Here is a 13,978-nt window from a genome sequence, read left to right on the forward strand (position 1 = left end):
GATTTACTCCTCTTGGTAACCGCGCATTTTCCGGCGGTTTTCATAATCGATGCGCAACAGCAGCATAATACTGACAAACATTACCGCCACTGCCGAACCGCCGTAAGAAATCAGCGGCAGCGTCAGACCTTTGGTCGGCAACGCGCCGATATTCACGCCGATATTGAAGAAACTTTGGATACCGATCCAAATACCTATACCCGAAGCGATATAGGCATTGAAGGTCAACCCCAAATCACGCGCCTGTTTGCCGATGGAAAACGCGCGTATGACCAGCCAACCGTAACAGAACACCAGCACACACATACCGAAGAAACCGAATTCTTCGGCAATAATGGCGAAAATAAAATCGGTATGCGCCTCCGGCAGAAACCCGCGTTTGCTCAAACTTGCCCCCAAACCCATACCGAACCAGTCGCCGCGCCCGATCGCCATCAGCGACTGGGTAAGCTGATAGCCTGTGTTCTGTTTGTCCTGCCAAGGGTCGAGAAAGGTCAGCACCCGTTGCATACGGTAAGGGGCGGCGGCAATCATCAGCGCCATCCCGGTCAAAACACTGCCCACCAGAATGAAAAAATATTTCCATGGCAAACCCGCAAGGAACAGCAATCCGACAGTAATGACGGTAATCACGACAAACGAACCGAAATCCGGCTGGAACATCACCAGCGTCAAACCGAACGCTACCAGCATGATAGGCAGGATAATCGACCGGAAGCGGTTATACATTTCTTTGGTTTCGCGGCGCGCCTGAGGATTGGTGAAGGACATCGCCAGATTGGCCGTCCCCCGCCAAATCGACCTCCAGCCGAGGTGTTCCATACTGCGCAACACTTCTTCGCGGCGGGTAAACAGGCTGGCCAGATACAAGATGACCGCCAACTTGAATAACTCGGTCGGTTGGAAATTGACTATCACCAAGGGAATCCAACGTTTCGCACCATTGACTTCATTGCCGACAAGCAGCACGGCGACCAACGACATAAGCGAACCGGCGAATATCCAGGGCACAAGCCGACGCCACGTTTTCATCTTAAAAAGACTAAGTAAACTGCATATGCAGGCAAAGAAAGCGACAAATGCCGCCTGTTTGCCGACATAGCTGAATTGGCTGCCGCCTTCGCGTACCGCCGAATCCACCGAAGCCGAATAAATCATCAGCAGGCTGAATACCGTCATCAACACCAACATCCACAAAAGCGGCGTGTCGAATTTCCTGCCGTCGCGCACAATCTGCCTGTCGAGCAGCACGGTGTGGATACCGCTCCCCACCTTTACCAATATGTCCGAAATCTTCAAAAAAACCACCTGTCATTCTGTTTGCATCTGCCGCGAAGGGCAAAAATTTCAGACGGCAGATAATGCCGTCCGAACATGCGATACATCCCCAATCAATATTCTAAATCTTTACTTCCCGCCCAACAATGACGGCATTTGCATTTCAGACGGCATCACAAAGCCTTAAATGCTTCGATAAACACTTCCGAACGGTGCGCGTAGCCTTTAAACATATCAAAGCTCGCGCAGGCTGGGCTGAGCAACACGATATCGCCCGCTTCGGCTTGGGCATATGCCGTCTGAACGGCTTCTTCCAAAGTGGCGCAGTCGGTCATATTCAGACCGCAGCCGTCCAAATCGCGGCGGATTTGCGGAGCATCGACACCAATCAAGAACACACCTTTTGCCTTGCCGGCAAGCGCGTCGCGCAGGGGCGTGAAGTCCTGCCCTTTGCTCATGCCGCCCAAAATCACGAAGAGCGGATTTTGCAAACCGGCAATCGCGGCGGCAGTTGCGCCGACGTTCGTACCTTTACTGTCATCGATGAACACCACGCCGTTTTTCTCGCCGATTTTTTCCACGCGGTGCGGCAGGCCTTGGAAGGTTTTAACGTGTTCGAGCAATGCTTCGCGCTGCAAACCGACAGCTTCGCACAAGGCAACAGCAGCCATAACGTTGGCGGCGTTGTGCAAGCCTTGTAACGGAATGTCTTGTGTGGCAATCAAATCTTCATCGCCTTGTTTCAGGCGGTCTGTCTCGCGTTCCAACCAAAAATCGGCTTGGTGTTCCAACGAAAACCATTTTACCTCGCGCCCGGCGCGCTTCATCGCGCGGCAGAATGCATCGTCCGCATTCAAAACCTGCACGCCATTGCCACGGAAAATCTTATCCTTGGTATGCGCGTAGTCGAGCAAGTCGTCGTAGCGGTCGAGATGGTCTTCGGAGATGTTCAGCACCGTTGCCGCAGTCGGGCACAGGCTTTCGGTATTTTCCAGTTGGAAGCTGGAAAGCTCCAACACCCACACGTCCGCCTTTTTACCTTCACGCTGCAATTCCGCCTCCAAAACCGGCGTACCGATATTGCCCGCGATAACGGTATCCAGCCCGCACTTAATGCAGAGATAGCCGACTAGGCTCGTTACCGTGGTTTTGCCGTTGCTGCCGGTAATCGCAATCACCTTGTCGCCGCGGCGATTCACAATGTCCGCCAGCAATTCGATGTCGCCCAACACACGTCCGCCGTTTTGCTTGAAGGCCTCGATATCCGGCTGCCGCTCGCTGATGCCGGGACTGAGCGCCAGAATATCGAAACCGTTGTCCAACGCATCTTTCAGACGGCCTGTGTAAAACACCAGCCCGTCAAACATCTTGCCGATTTGCGACACGCGCTCGGCTTTCAGCTCCGCATCATAAGCGGCAACCTCCGCGCCGTTTTTGCGCAGATAGGCAATCATGGAAATACCCGTACCGCCGAGTCCGGCGACGAGGATTTTTTTGTTTTCAAGCGTCATTTTGGTTTTGTCCTAAGTTTTTCAGACGGCCTTAACTAGCGAATTCCTTAAAAAAGCTATTTACACCGTAGCTACCCAAAATCTGCTGCAATTCCGGTGCACGTACCCAAGGATCAACCGCCATCGGCGGCATAGGTGGTTCGATACCGTCTTCGTTTTGGTTACGGCACCAATCTGCCATGGCAAAAACTTGGATCAAAACAGGTTCGGCAAGTGCTTTGTCGATGTCCAGTTCGCTCATGGCTTGGGCAAAGCAGGCAATCCATTCGTTGCGGACTTGTATATTGACGGCAAAAGGCATATGGCGGAAGCGCAGTTGGGGATGACCGTATTTTTCGACAAAGAGTTGTGGGCCACCGAGCCAGCCGCTAAAAAATTCGTAGAGCTTTTCGCGTATCAGGGTCATGTCTTCACCATGCATTTGACGCAAGGCTTGGTATTGCGGCTCCAGCTCCATCAAATCGTAGAAACGGTCAGTCAGGGTGCGGATGCCGTCTGCGCCGCCAAAGGCTTGGTACATTGTTTTCTCCTTCAGGCCGTCTGAAAATATTAGCGGATTTTGAGGGTACTCAAGCCGATTAACACCAAGACGATGGTGATAATCCAAAAGCGGACGACGACTTGGGTTTCTTTCCAGCCTTTTTGTTCGTAGTGGTGGTGGATGGGTGCCATCAGGAAAATGCGTTTTTTGGTTTTCTTATACCAGCCGACCTGAAGCATAACGGACACGGCTTCTACGACGAACAGACCGCCCATAATCACTAAAACAAATTCTTGACGGACGATGACGGCAACGGTACCGAGCGCGGCACCCAATGCCAGCGCGCCGACATCGCCCATAAAGACTTGCGCGGGATAGGCGTTGAACCACAAAAATCCGAGGCACGCGCCGCACATGGCGGTGCAGAATATAGCGACTTCGTTCGCACCGGCGACATAGGGAAGCTGGAGGTATTGGGAAAATTGGTAGTGTCCGCTGACGTAGGCGAAAATGGCAAGCCCGGCGGCAACGAGGACGACGGGGAAGGCGGCAAGGCCGTCCAAGCCGTCGGTAAGGTTGACGGCGTTGGATGTGCCGACGATGGTCAGGTAAGACAACACTAAAAAGCCGACAACGCCCAGCGGTAGGGCGATTTGTTTAAAGAACGGGACAATCAAAATATTGTTGGCGGAATTAGCGGCAAGGTAAAACAATGCCAAACCGGCGATAATGGCAACGCTTGACTGCCACACCATTTTGAATTTGGCGGACACTCCGTTGGGGTCTTTATAAACGACTTTGCGCCAGTCGTCGTAAAAACCGAGCGCACCGGTGGCAAGCAGTACGCCCAAGAGAATCCAGATATACGGGTTCGCCCAGTTACCCCACAACAGGGTGGACACGGTAATAGCGGTCAGAATCAGCGAACCGCCCATCGTCGGCGTGCCGTTTTTGACGAGGTGGGTTTGCGGGCCGTCGGTACGCACTGCCTGCCCGCATTTGAGCGCGGTCAGCCTGCGTATCGTCCACGGGCCGAACATCAGGGAAAACGCCAAGGCGGTCAACGCTGCCATGACGGCGCGGAATGTGGTGTATTGAAAAATATTCAAACCGGTTAACCAGTTGCTGAAATGTGCGAGCCATAAAAACATGGGGCTTCCTTTTTTTGTTTTTGTCGTTACATGGGCTTGCGCCCGTTTGAGGTTTGCTTGCCGTCCGGCAAGGTTTCAGACGGCGTGTGGCGATTATCGGGCAGGGACTTTCTCAATCACGCAAATCGGGTAACTCCCCGGATTTTTGCCGCCGCCCAAGTCTAAACATAAATCTTCATAAAGATACGCCTGCGTCCGCATTCCGGCATAAAACGCGCCGACCAGCGCGGCAATCAGCAATAAGGCTTTAAAAAAATGTCGGCTTTTCATTTTCAGACGGCCTCTTTATCCGTCAGTGCCTCGGCCACTTCTTCCATCTGCATAAAACGCGAACCTTTCACCAATACGGTGGCGCGTTCGGGCAAATCGTGGCTCAACACTTGAATCAACGGGTCTTTGGCGGCGAACCACAAACCGTCCGCGCCAAACGTTTCCGCCGCTTCGACGCTATTGTCGCCGACAAAATAAGCCGCTTCGATGCCTTGGTCGCGAGCATACGCGCCGACTTCGGCGTGCATGGCGGCGGCTTCGTCCTCACCCAGTTCGCCCATATCGCCCATCACGAAAATACGCGGCGCAGGCATACGCGCCAACACGTCAATTGCTGCCCTCATGCTGTCGGGGTTCGCGTTGTACGTATCGTCAATCAGGGTCGCGCCCTTGATGCCGGCTTTGACGTTCAGACGGCCTTTGATGTTGCTGAAGCCTTGCAAACCTTCCGCCACATCGTTCAAACTCAAACCTGCCGCCAAAGCCAGCGCGGCGGCAGCGGCGGCGTTGTGGACATTGTGGCGACCGGGAACGGGCAGTACCACGGCGGCGCGTTCGTTTCCGCACACCAAATCAAATTCGCACGACAAAGGTTTCAGCACGATGTTTTCCGCGTGAACATCGCCGCTATCGATGCCGAAAGTGCGCGTATTCAAATTAAGCGTTGCCGTTTTGAAGACAGCCATATTGGCATCTTCTTGAGGAATCAGTGCAATGCCGTCTGAACATAAGCCTTGGTAAATCTCGCTTTTCGCTTTGGCAATATCGCCCACTCCGTCGAAACCGCAGCCGACATGGGCGCGCATGGCGTTGTTGACCAATGCGGCATCAGGTTTGGCGATTTGCGTTAAAACCGCCAGTTCGCCGAAATGGTTCATGCCCATTTCAATCACGGCATAGCGGTGTTTTTCGTTTAATTTCAATAAAGTCAGCGGCAGCCCGATATGGTTGTTGAAATTACCCTCAGTCGCCAACACGGCATCATCGCCGAAACGGCGGCGCAATACCGCAGCCAGCATCTCCTTCACCGTCGTCTTGCCGCCCGAGCCGGTAATGCCGAACACAAACGGATTCACATTCTCACGCCACGCCTTTGCCAGCGTTTGCAATGCGGCAAGTGTGTCATCAACTTTCAACGCGCCATCCATTGCAACGCAGTCTTCGCGCGAAACCACAACCGCCGCCGCACCCGCCGCCAATACGTCTTCAACAAAATCATGAGCATCAAACCGCTCGCCCGCCAATGCGAAAAACACATCGCCCGCGCGGATGTCGCGGCTGTCGGTTACGATGCGCGACACGGATTTATTTTCAGACGGCATCGGAAGGTTGAGGGCTTGGCAGATGAAATTTAAATCTAGTGGTTTCATGATTTCTTCCATTTGTTTTTTCAGATGGTTTTAATTAAGACCGCCTGAGTATTTTTGATATGGCCTATCCCAGCTCTGCCAATGCTTTTTCTGCGATTTCAAAATCAGAGAAATGGTGCTTCACGCCTTGTACATCCTGATAGTTTTCATGCCCTTTACCGGCAATCAGAATGATGTCGTTTTCGGCGGCGCGTTCGACTGCATAACGGATGGCGGCGGCGCGGTCAGCTTCGACGCATTCGGGCGCGGGCACGGCGGGCAGGATATCGTTGATGATGTCTTGCGGATTTTCCAAACGCGGGTTGTCGCTGGTGACGACGACTTTATCCGCGCCCTGTACGGCTGCTGTACCCATCAGCGGGCGTTTACCGCGATCGCGGTTGCCGCCACAGCCGAATACGCACCACAAAGCCGCGCCCTGTGGTTTGATTTCCTGCAAAGTGGAGAGTGCTTTTTCTAATGCGTCGGGCGTGTGGGCGTAATCGACAACGACCAAGGGCTTGCCGCTGTTCATGATGCAGTCCATGCGGCCTGAGGCGGGACGGATTTTTGCCAGCACATCCAATACTTTATCAAGCGGATAACCGTTAGCACAAAGCAAGGCGATGCAGGCAGCGAGGTTTTGCGCGTTGAAGCGTCCGAGCAGGCGCGTGCGACAGCGGCCTTCGCCCCTCGGCGTTTGAAATACGGCCTCCATGCCGTCTGAAGAGGCTGTGAAATGAACAATGCGGATGTCTGCGTGTTCGCTGAAGCCGTAGCCGTAAACGGCCAAATCGGGGCAGTCTTTTTTCAGACGACCTATGAGTTCTGCGCCGTATTCGTCATCCACGTTGATAATGGCGTGTTTCAAGCCGTGCCAGTAAAACAGGCGCGACTTGATGGCACCATAGGCTTCCATCGTGCCGTGGTAGTCGAGGTGGTCTCGGGTGAGGTTGGTGAAGATTGCGCTGCGGAATGGCACGCCGTTGACGCGCGACTGGTCAAGACCGTGGCTGGAGACTTCCATCGCGGCGGCTGTTGCGCCTTGTTGACGGAAACGGTAGAGCAGGGTTTGGACATCGACGGGAGCGGGGGTGGTGTGCGTGGTTTCTTCCAATGCGCCCCAAAAGCCGTTGCCGACCGTGCCGATAATGGCGGTTTTTTCTCCCAACAAATCGGTGGCTTGCGCCAGCCATTGTGTGATGGAGGTTTTGCCGTTGGTGCCGGTTACGCCCCAGACTTTGAGGTCGTCTGAAACATTGCCATAAACTTGCGCCGCCAACATGCCGGCACGGTGTTTCAAATCTTTGATGCCTTGATTGGGGACTTTCCATTCGGGATTCCACGCGAATTTGCCGTCGTCGTCCCAAAAAACAAAAGCCGCGCCGTTGGCAATGGCTGCGGGGATATAACTGCGGCCGTCCGTATATTCGCCCTGACAGGCAACGAAAATATCACCTTGTTTAATTTGACGGCTGTCTGAATGCAACAAACGCCCTGCTGCGTTTGCACACAGCAGAGGCGGAATGTTGGTTTCAGCTAAAGGGGTTAACTTGCTGAACATAAAATAATCTCGTTGATACTCGGATTAAGACGGTGTTTTGACGGCTGCAACATTGATCAGAGGCTTGGTCGGGGAAACGCCCAAGATATTCAGGCTGCCGCCCATGACTTGTTTGAAGACCGGACCTGCCACTACGCCGCCGTAGTAACCATTTACAGTCGGTTCGTCAATGGTTACCGCTACAATCACACGCGGATTTTTAGCCGGGGCAAAACCAATGAAAGTGGCAACGTGTTTGTTATCAACGTAACGTCCCTTGATAAACTTACGCGCCGTACCGGTTTTTGCGCCGACGTCGAAACCATCTACCGCCCCGGCAGTACCTGTACCACCTGGTTCGGTTACAGAAACCATCAACTCACGCACCTGACGTGCGGTCGATGCTTTAAATATACGTTTGCCTTGCGGCGCAACCGCCTGCTTCTCAAAGCTGACCGGCAACAAAACACCGTCATGTGTCAACACGGTATAAGCCCGTGCCAATTGCAGCAGGCTCAACTGCAGACCATAACCGAAAGACATGGTTGCCTGTTCGATAGGCCGCCATTTTTGCCAATTGCGCAACGCGCCCGCACTTTCTCCCGGAAAACCGGAATGCATACGCACACCGATACCCAACTCATGATACAAATCATACATTTCTTTCGAACTGAATCGTGCAGACAGTTTGCTTGTACCGACATTGGAAGATTTCTGCATGATACCGCGCACATCCAAAGAAGGATAAACATGGGTATCGCGCACCTGAGCTGGACCAATTTTATAAGGCTGCGTATTCAACCTCTCGTTCAAATTGGTTTTATCCGCATCCAGTGCTTTCGCAATGACAAACGGCTTTATCGCCGAACCAGGCTCGATCATGTCGGTAACGGCACGGTTACGCCTCTGTTCGCTGTCTGCCTGACCGGGTTTGTTGGGCTCATAGGCAGGCGTATTGACCAAGGCAAGGATTTCCCCAGTACGGGCATCCAACACTACCACTGTTCCGGCTTTTGCCTGATGGTATTCGACCGCCTTATTCAACTCTTCATAAGCCAAAGTCTGAATCCTCTGATCCAGAGAAAGAATAATGTCTTTGCCGTTTTGCGGAGCTTTATTACGCGGAGAATCCAAACTGTCCACAATATTGCCTTCCCGATCCCTCAATACGACTTCCGCACCTTCTTCAGCATGCAAACTGTCTTCAAGCGAAAGTTCCAAACCTTCCTGACCTTTGCCGTCAATATCGGTAAATCCGATGACATGTGCAAAAAGGTTGCCCATCGGGTAATGGCGTTTTAATTCCTTTTGAAATGCAAAATGTTTCAAACCTAAGGCTTCCACCTCTTCGGCAAGCTTGTGGTCGAGCTGACGCTTGATCCAAATAAACGATTTGTTTTTCTGATCAAGTTTGCTCCTTAAAACATCGACCGGAACATCGATAAGCTTGGAAAGATGTTCCAATTGCGCCGCAGTCGGCATCTCCTCCATATCTTTGGGAACGGCATACAGAGATTCTGTAGGTGCACTCAATGCCAAAACCGCACCGTTCCTGTCCTCAATCGTACCGCGTGTAGCCGGCAACACCTGAGTCCGTACAATCTGGTTATCACCCTGATCTTTTAAGAAGTTATACGTTACTGTTTGAAGATACAAGCCACGAACTATCAAACCGGCAAACAAAACCGCCATCGCCAGCAAGACGAAACTAATCCGCCCGTCACTGGTCAACGGTTTTTTAACCTGCTCTTCCTTAGAAAGCATCCGGGGCTTATATTCGCTCTTAATCAACATGTTACTTCTCGTTATTTTATGTTACCGCCCTACTGCCGGAACCTGATTCCGGCAGACAGGTTACTTCTATTTTTGATGTTCCACCATAAAGGTATTACCTGAAACCGGCGGACGGAGATTTTGTTTTTCTGCCGCCGACCTAATCGCTTCATGATTCGCCAACCGCGCCTGTTGCAGCCTTAGTTGCGCATAGTTCTGCTCCAAAGCGATTTCCTGCTTTTTCGCCTTATACAAAGCTGTAAAGTTAAGCCTGTACTGGTTTTGCTGAATCACTACGGAAAAAGCCGAAATACAAACCGCAATCAGAAGAAGAAAATTCAATTTATTCATTGTTATTCAGATGTTTTCTCTGTTATCGTCCCGGTATCGGGCCGGCAGTCCGTTCCGCCACACGCAAAACCGCACTTCTCGCCCTCGGATTGGCAACCGTCTCTTCCTCGCAGGGCTTAACGGCCTTACCTACAGCCTTCAGGGGTGGCTCTGGCAAATCAGCTTCCCTTACTGCAGCCCAACGCGGCAAGGGTGCGTGTTGGGAATATTTCCTGACAAACTGTTTCACAATCCGATCTTCCAAAGAATGGAACGCGATAACTGCCAAGCGCCCCCCCTCTTTAAGACGGCACATCACCTGCGGCAATACCGCCTCTACCTCTTCGAGCTCACGGTTAATAAAGATGCGGACCGCCTGGAAGGTACGTGTTGCAGGATCTTGTCCCCGCTCACGAGTACGGACGTTTTCCGCCGCAATCTTCGCCAACTTGCCGGTTGTATCAATGGGATTTTCTGTCCGTTGTGCAACAATGGCTCGCGCAATCTGACGGCTAAACCGCTCTTCACCATAATTCTTAATCACCTCGTGCAAATCCTGCTCCGATGCCGACGCAATCCACTCGGCCGCCGACATCCCGCGCGTCGTATCCATGCGCATATCTAGGGGAACGTCGAAACGGAAACTGAAACCGCGAACCGCATCATCGATTTGCGGGGACGAAACACCCAAATCAAATAATGCGCCATCCACATCGCCGATGCCCAAATCATCCAATGCCGTCTGAAAAGAAGCAAAGCCTCCATGCACGACACTGACCCGCTTATCCGAACGCGCCAATTCTTCTGCTACGGCAATCGCCTGGGGATCCTTATCAAATACAATCAACCGGCCTGCATCACCCAGACGGGACAAAATCAGCCGGGAATGTCCTCCCCTGCCGAACGTACCGTCCACATAAACACCATCCTCGCGCACGGCAAGCGCATCTACAGCCTCATGCAGCAAAACCGTAATATGCCGGTAACTTTCTGTTTCACTCACAATTGCAAATCCGTCTGACTCAACTGGAAGGCAAGCTCGCCAGGATCGTCGTCCAAAGCCTGAACCATTTCGGCCTCCCACTGCTCACGACCCCAAAGCTCCAAACGGTTGGCCCGCCCGACCAGAACAACTTCACGGTCAAAAACCACCCTCTTTCTCAGCCCGGCAGGAACCAATACCCGACCGGCACTATCCCATTCCAAAATTTCCGCGTTATGCAGCAGAAGATTTTGAAACCGTCGTAAAACAGGGTTATCCGCCACTTTTAAGTTCAAAAGTTGCGCCGCGACCTTTTCCCACTCTGCAACAGGATACATCAACAGCTTATGCTTCGACTCAAGCGTTACTACCACGGCAGACGTATAGAGGCGCGACAGAATATCGCGGAATTTGGCAGGAACCGCCAACCGCCCTTTACTGTCGATACTCAATTCATGTGCGCCGCCGAACATAAATGTCCCAAGTTGAAGTTAAAATTAAATAAGGGCAAAGAAGACACTTTGACCCACATTCTCCCACTAATCGACACTATAAGAAATTTTAAACACTCGGTCAAATCAAGACAGAAAACTTCATTAACATATCTGAAATTTCAAGCTCCTTTAAAAACAATAAGATAAAAAACACAGATAACAAGAAGTTGTATGCAGCATAGAGTACCCAAAAAATAAATTACTATATAATAGTAATTTAATAAATTAACTACAACATATAGTATTAAAATAAAACCATGACAGTAACCGTACCAACGTGTACTATGTACGGAAATTCAATAAATTTACACAAGATAACACTTATCATGACCCTCCCCATGCCCTCCCCCGCCGCGCAACAATCCTCAGCCAACCTTCAAACCCTCCTTGCCGAAGAAATCAAAAAGTATGGAAATTGGATTCCATTTTCACGTTTTATGGAACTGGTTTTATATGCCCCGCAATACGGCTATTACACCGGAGGCAGCCATAAAATCGGTAACGACGGGGATTTTATTACCGCCCCGACCCTTACCCCCCTGTTTGCCCGAACACTGGCGCGCCAACTTCAAGAACTCCTACCCCAAACCGCAGGCAATATCTATGAATTCGGTGCAGGGACCGGTCAACTCGCCGCCGATTTGTTAAACAACCTTTCAAACAGCATTAACCGTTACTACATTATTGAAATATCGCCGGAACTGGCTGCTCGCCAGAAAGACCTGATTCAGACCCTCGCACCTCAAGCCGCCCAAAAAATTGTCCACTTATCTGCACTTCCGGAAACATTTGACGGCATCATTATCGGTAACGAAGTACTCGATGCCATGCCTGTCGAAATCATCCGTAAAGATGAAGGAGGCTCATTCGAGCATGTCGGCGTTTGCCTGGAGAATGACCGTTTTACCTATTCGGCACGACCGCTGCACGACTTGCAGCTATCTGCCTTGGCTTCCCTCTACTTCCCAAAAATAAGTCCCCCCTACACCAGCGAACTACATCCGCAACAATATGCCTTCATCCGCACCCTTGCCTCAAGACTCGAACACGGCTGCATGATATTCATCGACTACGGTTTTGATGCAGCGCAGTATTACCATCCTCAACGCAATCAAGGTACTCTGATCGGACACTACCGACATCACGTTATCCACAATCCTTTTGACTTTATCGGATTGGCCGACCTGACCGCACATGTCAACTTTACCGACATTGCACAAGCAGGGACGGATGCCGGATTAGATTTGATAGGTTACCTTCCCCAATCCCATTTCTTATTGAACCTGGGCATTACCGAGCTGTTGGCGCAGACAGGTCAACCGGATTCGGCGGCCTATATCCGTGAAGCTGCCGCTGTTCAAAAACTAATCGACCAACATGAAATGGGAGAGTTGTTTAAAGTCATCGCATTCGGTAAAAATATCAATATTGATTGGACAGGATTTTGTTTCGGCGACATCTGCCACAAACTCTAATCCTCATGCTGTCTTAACCATTTTCAGACGGCATAAAATTTTTAATATTTAAAAACAGGGCACTAATTTAAAATTAGAAAATACGGCTTGTCAAAAAAACAAAAAAACATATAATAGCGACTTCACGAAACGGCGAATTAGCTCAGTCGGTTAGAGCAGAGGAATCATAATCCTTGTGTCCGGGGTTCGAATCCCTGATTCGCCACCATATTTCGGGGGTATAGCTCAGTTGGTAGAGCGCTTGCATGGCATGCAAGAGGTCAGCGGTTCGATCCCGCTTACCTCCACCAAATAAAAAAGCACACACCATAAAAGGTATGTGCTTTTTTATTTTCAATTCTAGATAAACCAACAAATAGGCTTCAATAGAAAGTATTTTCTTTCAAACTCTGAAACAAATCAGAATATTGACCAATATAACATCATCTTTCTGCCATCAGACACAAATCCGAGCCGAAAATATATTCTCAAACCGGATACATGACTTTATTCCCAACTTATCCAGCCTGACAGCCACAATATAATGATGGCAATACCAAAAACAATACGGTAATAGGCAAAAGGAATATAATTTTTCTTAGAAACAAACCTCAGCAACGCTTTTACCGCCACCAAGCCTGAAACAAAGGCAGCAACAAAGCCAATCAAAATCAAACCGATATCATGTAACGTGAAAAATTGGTAATGTTTCAGAATATCATAAGCTGTTGCGGCAACCATCATCGGCACAGCCAAGAAAAACGAGAATTCTGTCGCTGTTTTCCGTTCGATGCCCCAAAGCATTCCGCCCATAATCGTACTGCCTGAACGGGACGTTCCCGGAATCAAGGCAAACACTTGAGCAATACCGATCATCAACGCATCAACCGGGCGGAGTGCATCAACATCAATTTTTTTAGGCACCGTATAGCTTTGACGTTTTTCTACCCACAAAATAAAAAAACCGCCCAGAACCAGCATGACTGCAACACTCAAGGGATTAAACAGATACTCTTTGATTTGTTTGCTGAACAATAACCCCATCACGGCAGCCGGCATAAAAGCGACGGCAAGATTGAGGACGAATCGGTTGGCTTTTTTGTCTTTACCCAAACCATGCAACACACCGGCAAAACGCTGACGGTATTCAAACACCACGGCCAAAACTGCACCAAGTTGGATAGCAATTTCAAAAACCTTATGGTTGCTGTGAAAACCGACCAAGTTACCAAACACAATCAGATGACCGGTACTGGAAATAGGCAGGAATTCGGTAAAACCTTCTACCAAACCCATCATCAGGGCTTTCAGGACAATCATAAAATCCATTGCTTGGTTTCTTTCAGGTGTATGAGGGATAAG

At 50.6% G+C, this 13,978-nt stretch carries 13 protein-coding genes and 2 tRNA genes; 3 read left to right on the plus strand and 12 right to left on the minus strand.

Annotation, left to right across the window (positions count from 1 at the left end; translation table 11 throughout):
• Window positions 1–3: 3 nt before the first annotated feature.
• The 11 genes from DQM57_RS06640 to mraZ all read right to left on the minus strand — a co-directional run bounded on the left by DQM57_RS06640 (window position 4) and on the right by mraZ (window position 11,141).
• The gene (locus DQM57_RS06640; protein WP_107860185.1) at window positions 4–1,308 is read right to left on the minus strand and encodes an FtsW/RodA/SpoVE family cell cycle protein; all 1,305 of its coding nucleotides are present in this window, start codon (window positions 1,306–1,308) and stop codon (window positions 4–6) included.
• A gap of 143 nt (window positions 1,309–1,451) precedes the next feature.
• Window positions 1,452–2,789, minus strand: a complete 1,338-nt coding sequence (gene murD / locus DQM57_RS06650) for a UDP-N-acetylmuramoyl-L-alanine--D-glutamate ligase (protein ID WP_111727328.1) — start codon at window positions 2,787–2,789, stop codon at window positions 1,452–1,454.
• 31 nt (window positions 2,790–2,820) lie between these two features.
• Entirely contained in the window at window positions 2,821–3,309 is a 489-nt protein-coding gene (locus tag DQM57_RS06655) for a group II truncated hemoglobin (RefSeq protein WP_111727329.1), read from the minus strand.
• Between the two features lie 29 nt (window positions 3,310–3,338).
• Window positions 3,339–4,421 (minus strand): phospho-N-acetylmuramoyl-pentapeptide-transferase, encoded by a 1,083-nt coding sequence (gene mraY / locus DQM57_RS06660; RefSeq protein ID WP_002232826.1) that lies wholly within the window; start codon window positions 4,419–4,421, stop codon window positions 3,339–3,341.
• Window positions 4,422–4,514: 93 nt separating this feature from the next.
• Window positions 4,515–4,691, minus strand: coding sequence for a hypothetical protein (locus tag DQM57_RS06665; protein WP_107997099.1), 177 nt, complete (start codon window positions 4,689–4,691; stop codon window positions 4,515–4,517).
• A gap of 2 nt (window positions 4,692–4,693) precedes the next feature.
• Complete coding sequence (locus tag DQM57_RS06670; RefSeq protein ID WP_107997098.1) at window positions 4,694–6,061, minus strand: UDP-N-acetylmuramoyl-tripeptide--D-alanyl-D-alanine ligase; 1,368 nt, start codon at window positions 6,059–6,061, stop codon at window positions 4,694–4,696.
• A 64-nt stretch (window positions 6,062–6,125) separates the two neighbouring features.
• The gene (locus DQM57_RS06675; protein ID WP_111727330.1) at window positions 6,126–7,604 is read right to left on the minus strand and encodes a UDP-N-acetylmuramoyl-L-alanyl-D-glutamate--2,6-diaminopimelate ligase; all 1,479 of its coding nucleotides are present in this window, start codon (window positions 7,602–7,604) and stop codon (window positions 6,126–6,128) included.
• A 24-nt stretch (window positions 7,605–7,628) separates the two neighbouring features.
• Entirely contained in the window at window positions 7,629–9,377 is a 1,749-nt protein-coding gene (penA, locus tag DQM57_RS06680) for a peptidoglycan D,D-transpeptidase PBP2 (protein ID WP_111727331.1), read from the minus strand.
• Between the two features lie 66 nt (window positions 9,378–9,443).
• Entirely contained in the window at window positions 9,444–9,707 is a 264-nt protein-coding gene (gene ftsL, locus DQM57_RS06685; RefSeq protein ID WP_003676740.1) for a cell division protein FtsL, read from the minus strand.
• A gap of 22 nt (window positions 9,708–9,729) precedes the next feature.
• Window positions 9,730–10,689, minus strand: coding sequence for a 16S rRNA (cytosine(1402)-N(4))-methyltransferase RsmH (rsmH, locus tag DQM57_RS06690; RefSeq protein WP_111727332.1), 960 nt, complete (start codon window positions 10,687–10,689; stop codon window positions 9,730–9,732).
• Entirely contained in the window at window positions 10,686–11,141 is a 456-nt protein-coding gene (gene mraZ, locus DQM57_RS06695; protein ID WP_111727333.1) for a division/cell wall cluster transcriptional repressor MraZ, read from the minus strand. Before mraZ ends, rsmH begins: the two co-directional genes overlap by 4 nt.
• A 347-nt stretch (window positions 11,142–11,488) precedes the next feature.
• Between mraZ and DQM57_RS06700 the strand changes: the two genes are divergently transcribed.
• The 3 genes from DQM57_RS06700 (at window position 11,489) to DQM57_RS06710 (ending at window position 12,927) form a co-directional block, all read left to right on the plus strand.
• Window positions 11,489–12,637, plus strand: a complete 1,149-nt coding sequence (locus DQM57_RS06700; protein ID WP_167395557.1) for a class I SAM-dependent methyltransferase — start codon at window positions 11,489–11,491, stop codon at window positions 12,635–12,637.
• A gap of 131 nt (window positions 12,638–12,768) precedes the next feature.
• Window positions 12,769–12,845, plus strand: a tRNA-Met gene (locus DQM57_RS06705).
• A 6-nt stretch (window positions 12,846–12,851) separates the two neighbouring features.
• Window positions 12,852–12,927: transfer RNA gene (locus tag DQM57_RS06710), tRNA-Ala, on the plus strand.
• A 196-nt stretch (window positions 12,928–13,123) separates the two neighbouring features.
• Here the strand turns inward: DQM57_RS06710 and DQM57_RS06715 are convergent.
• Entirely contained in the window at window positions 13,124–13,945 is an 822-nt protein-coding gene (locus DQM57_RS06715) for an undecaprenyl-diphosphate phosphatase (RefSeq protein ID WP_107860174.1), read from the minus strand.
• Window positions 13,946–13,978: the final 33 nt, after the last annotated feature.

Source organism: Neisseria cinerea, from assembly GCF_900475315.1.
In the GTDB taxonomy this organism is placed as follows: domain Bacteria; phylum Pseudomonadota; class Gammaproteobacteria; order Burkholderiales; family Neisseriaceae; genus Neisseria; species Neisseria cinerea.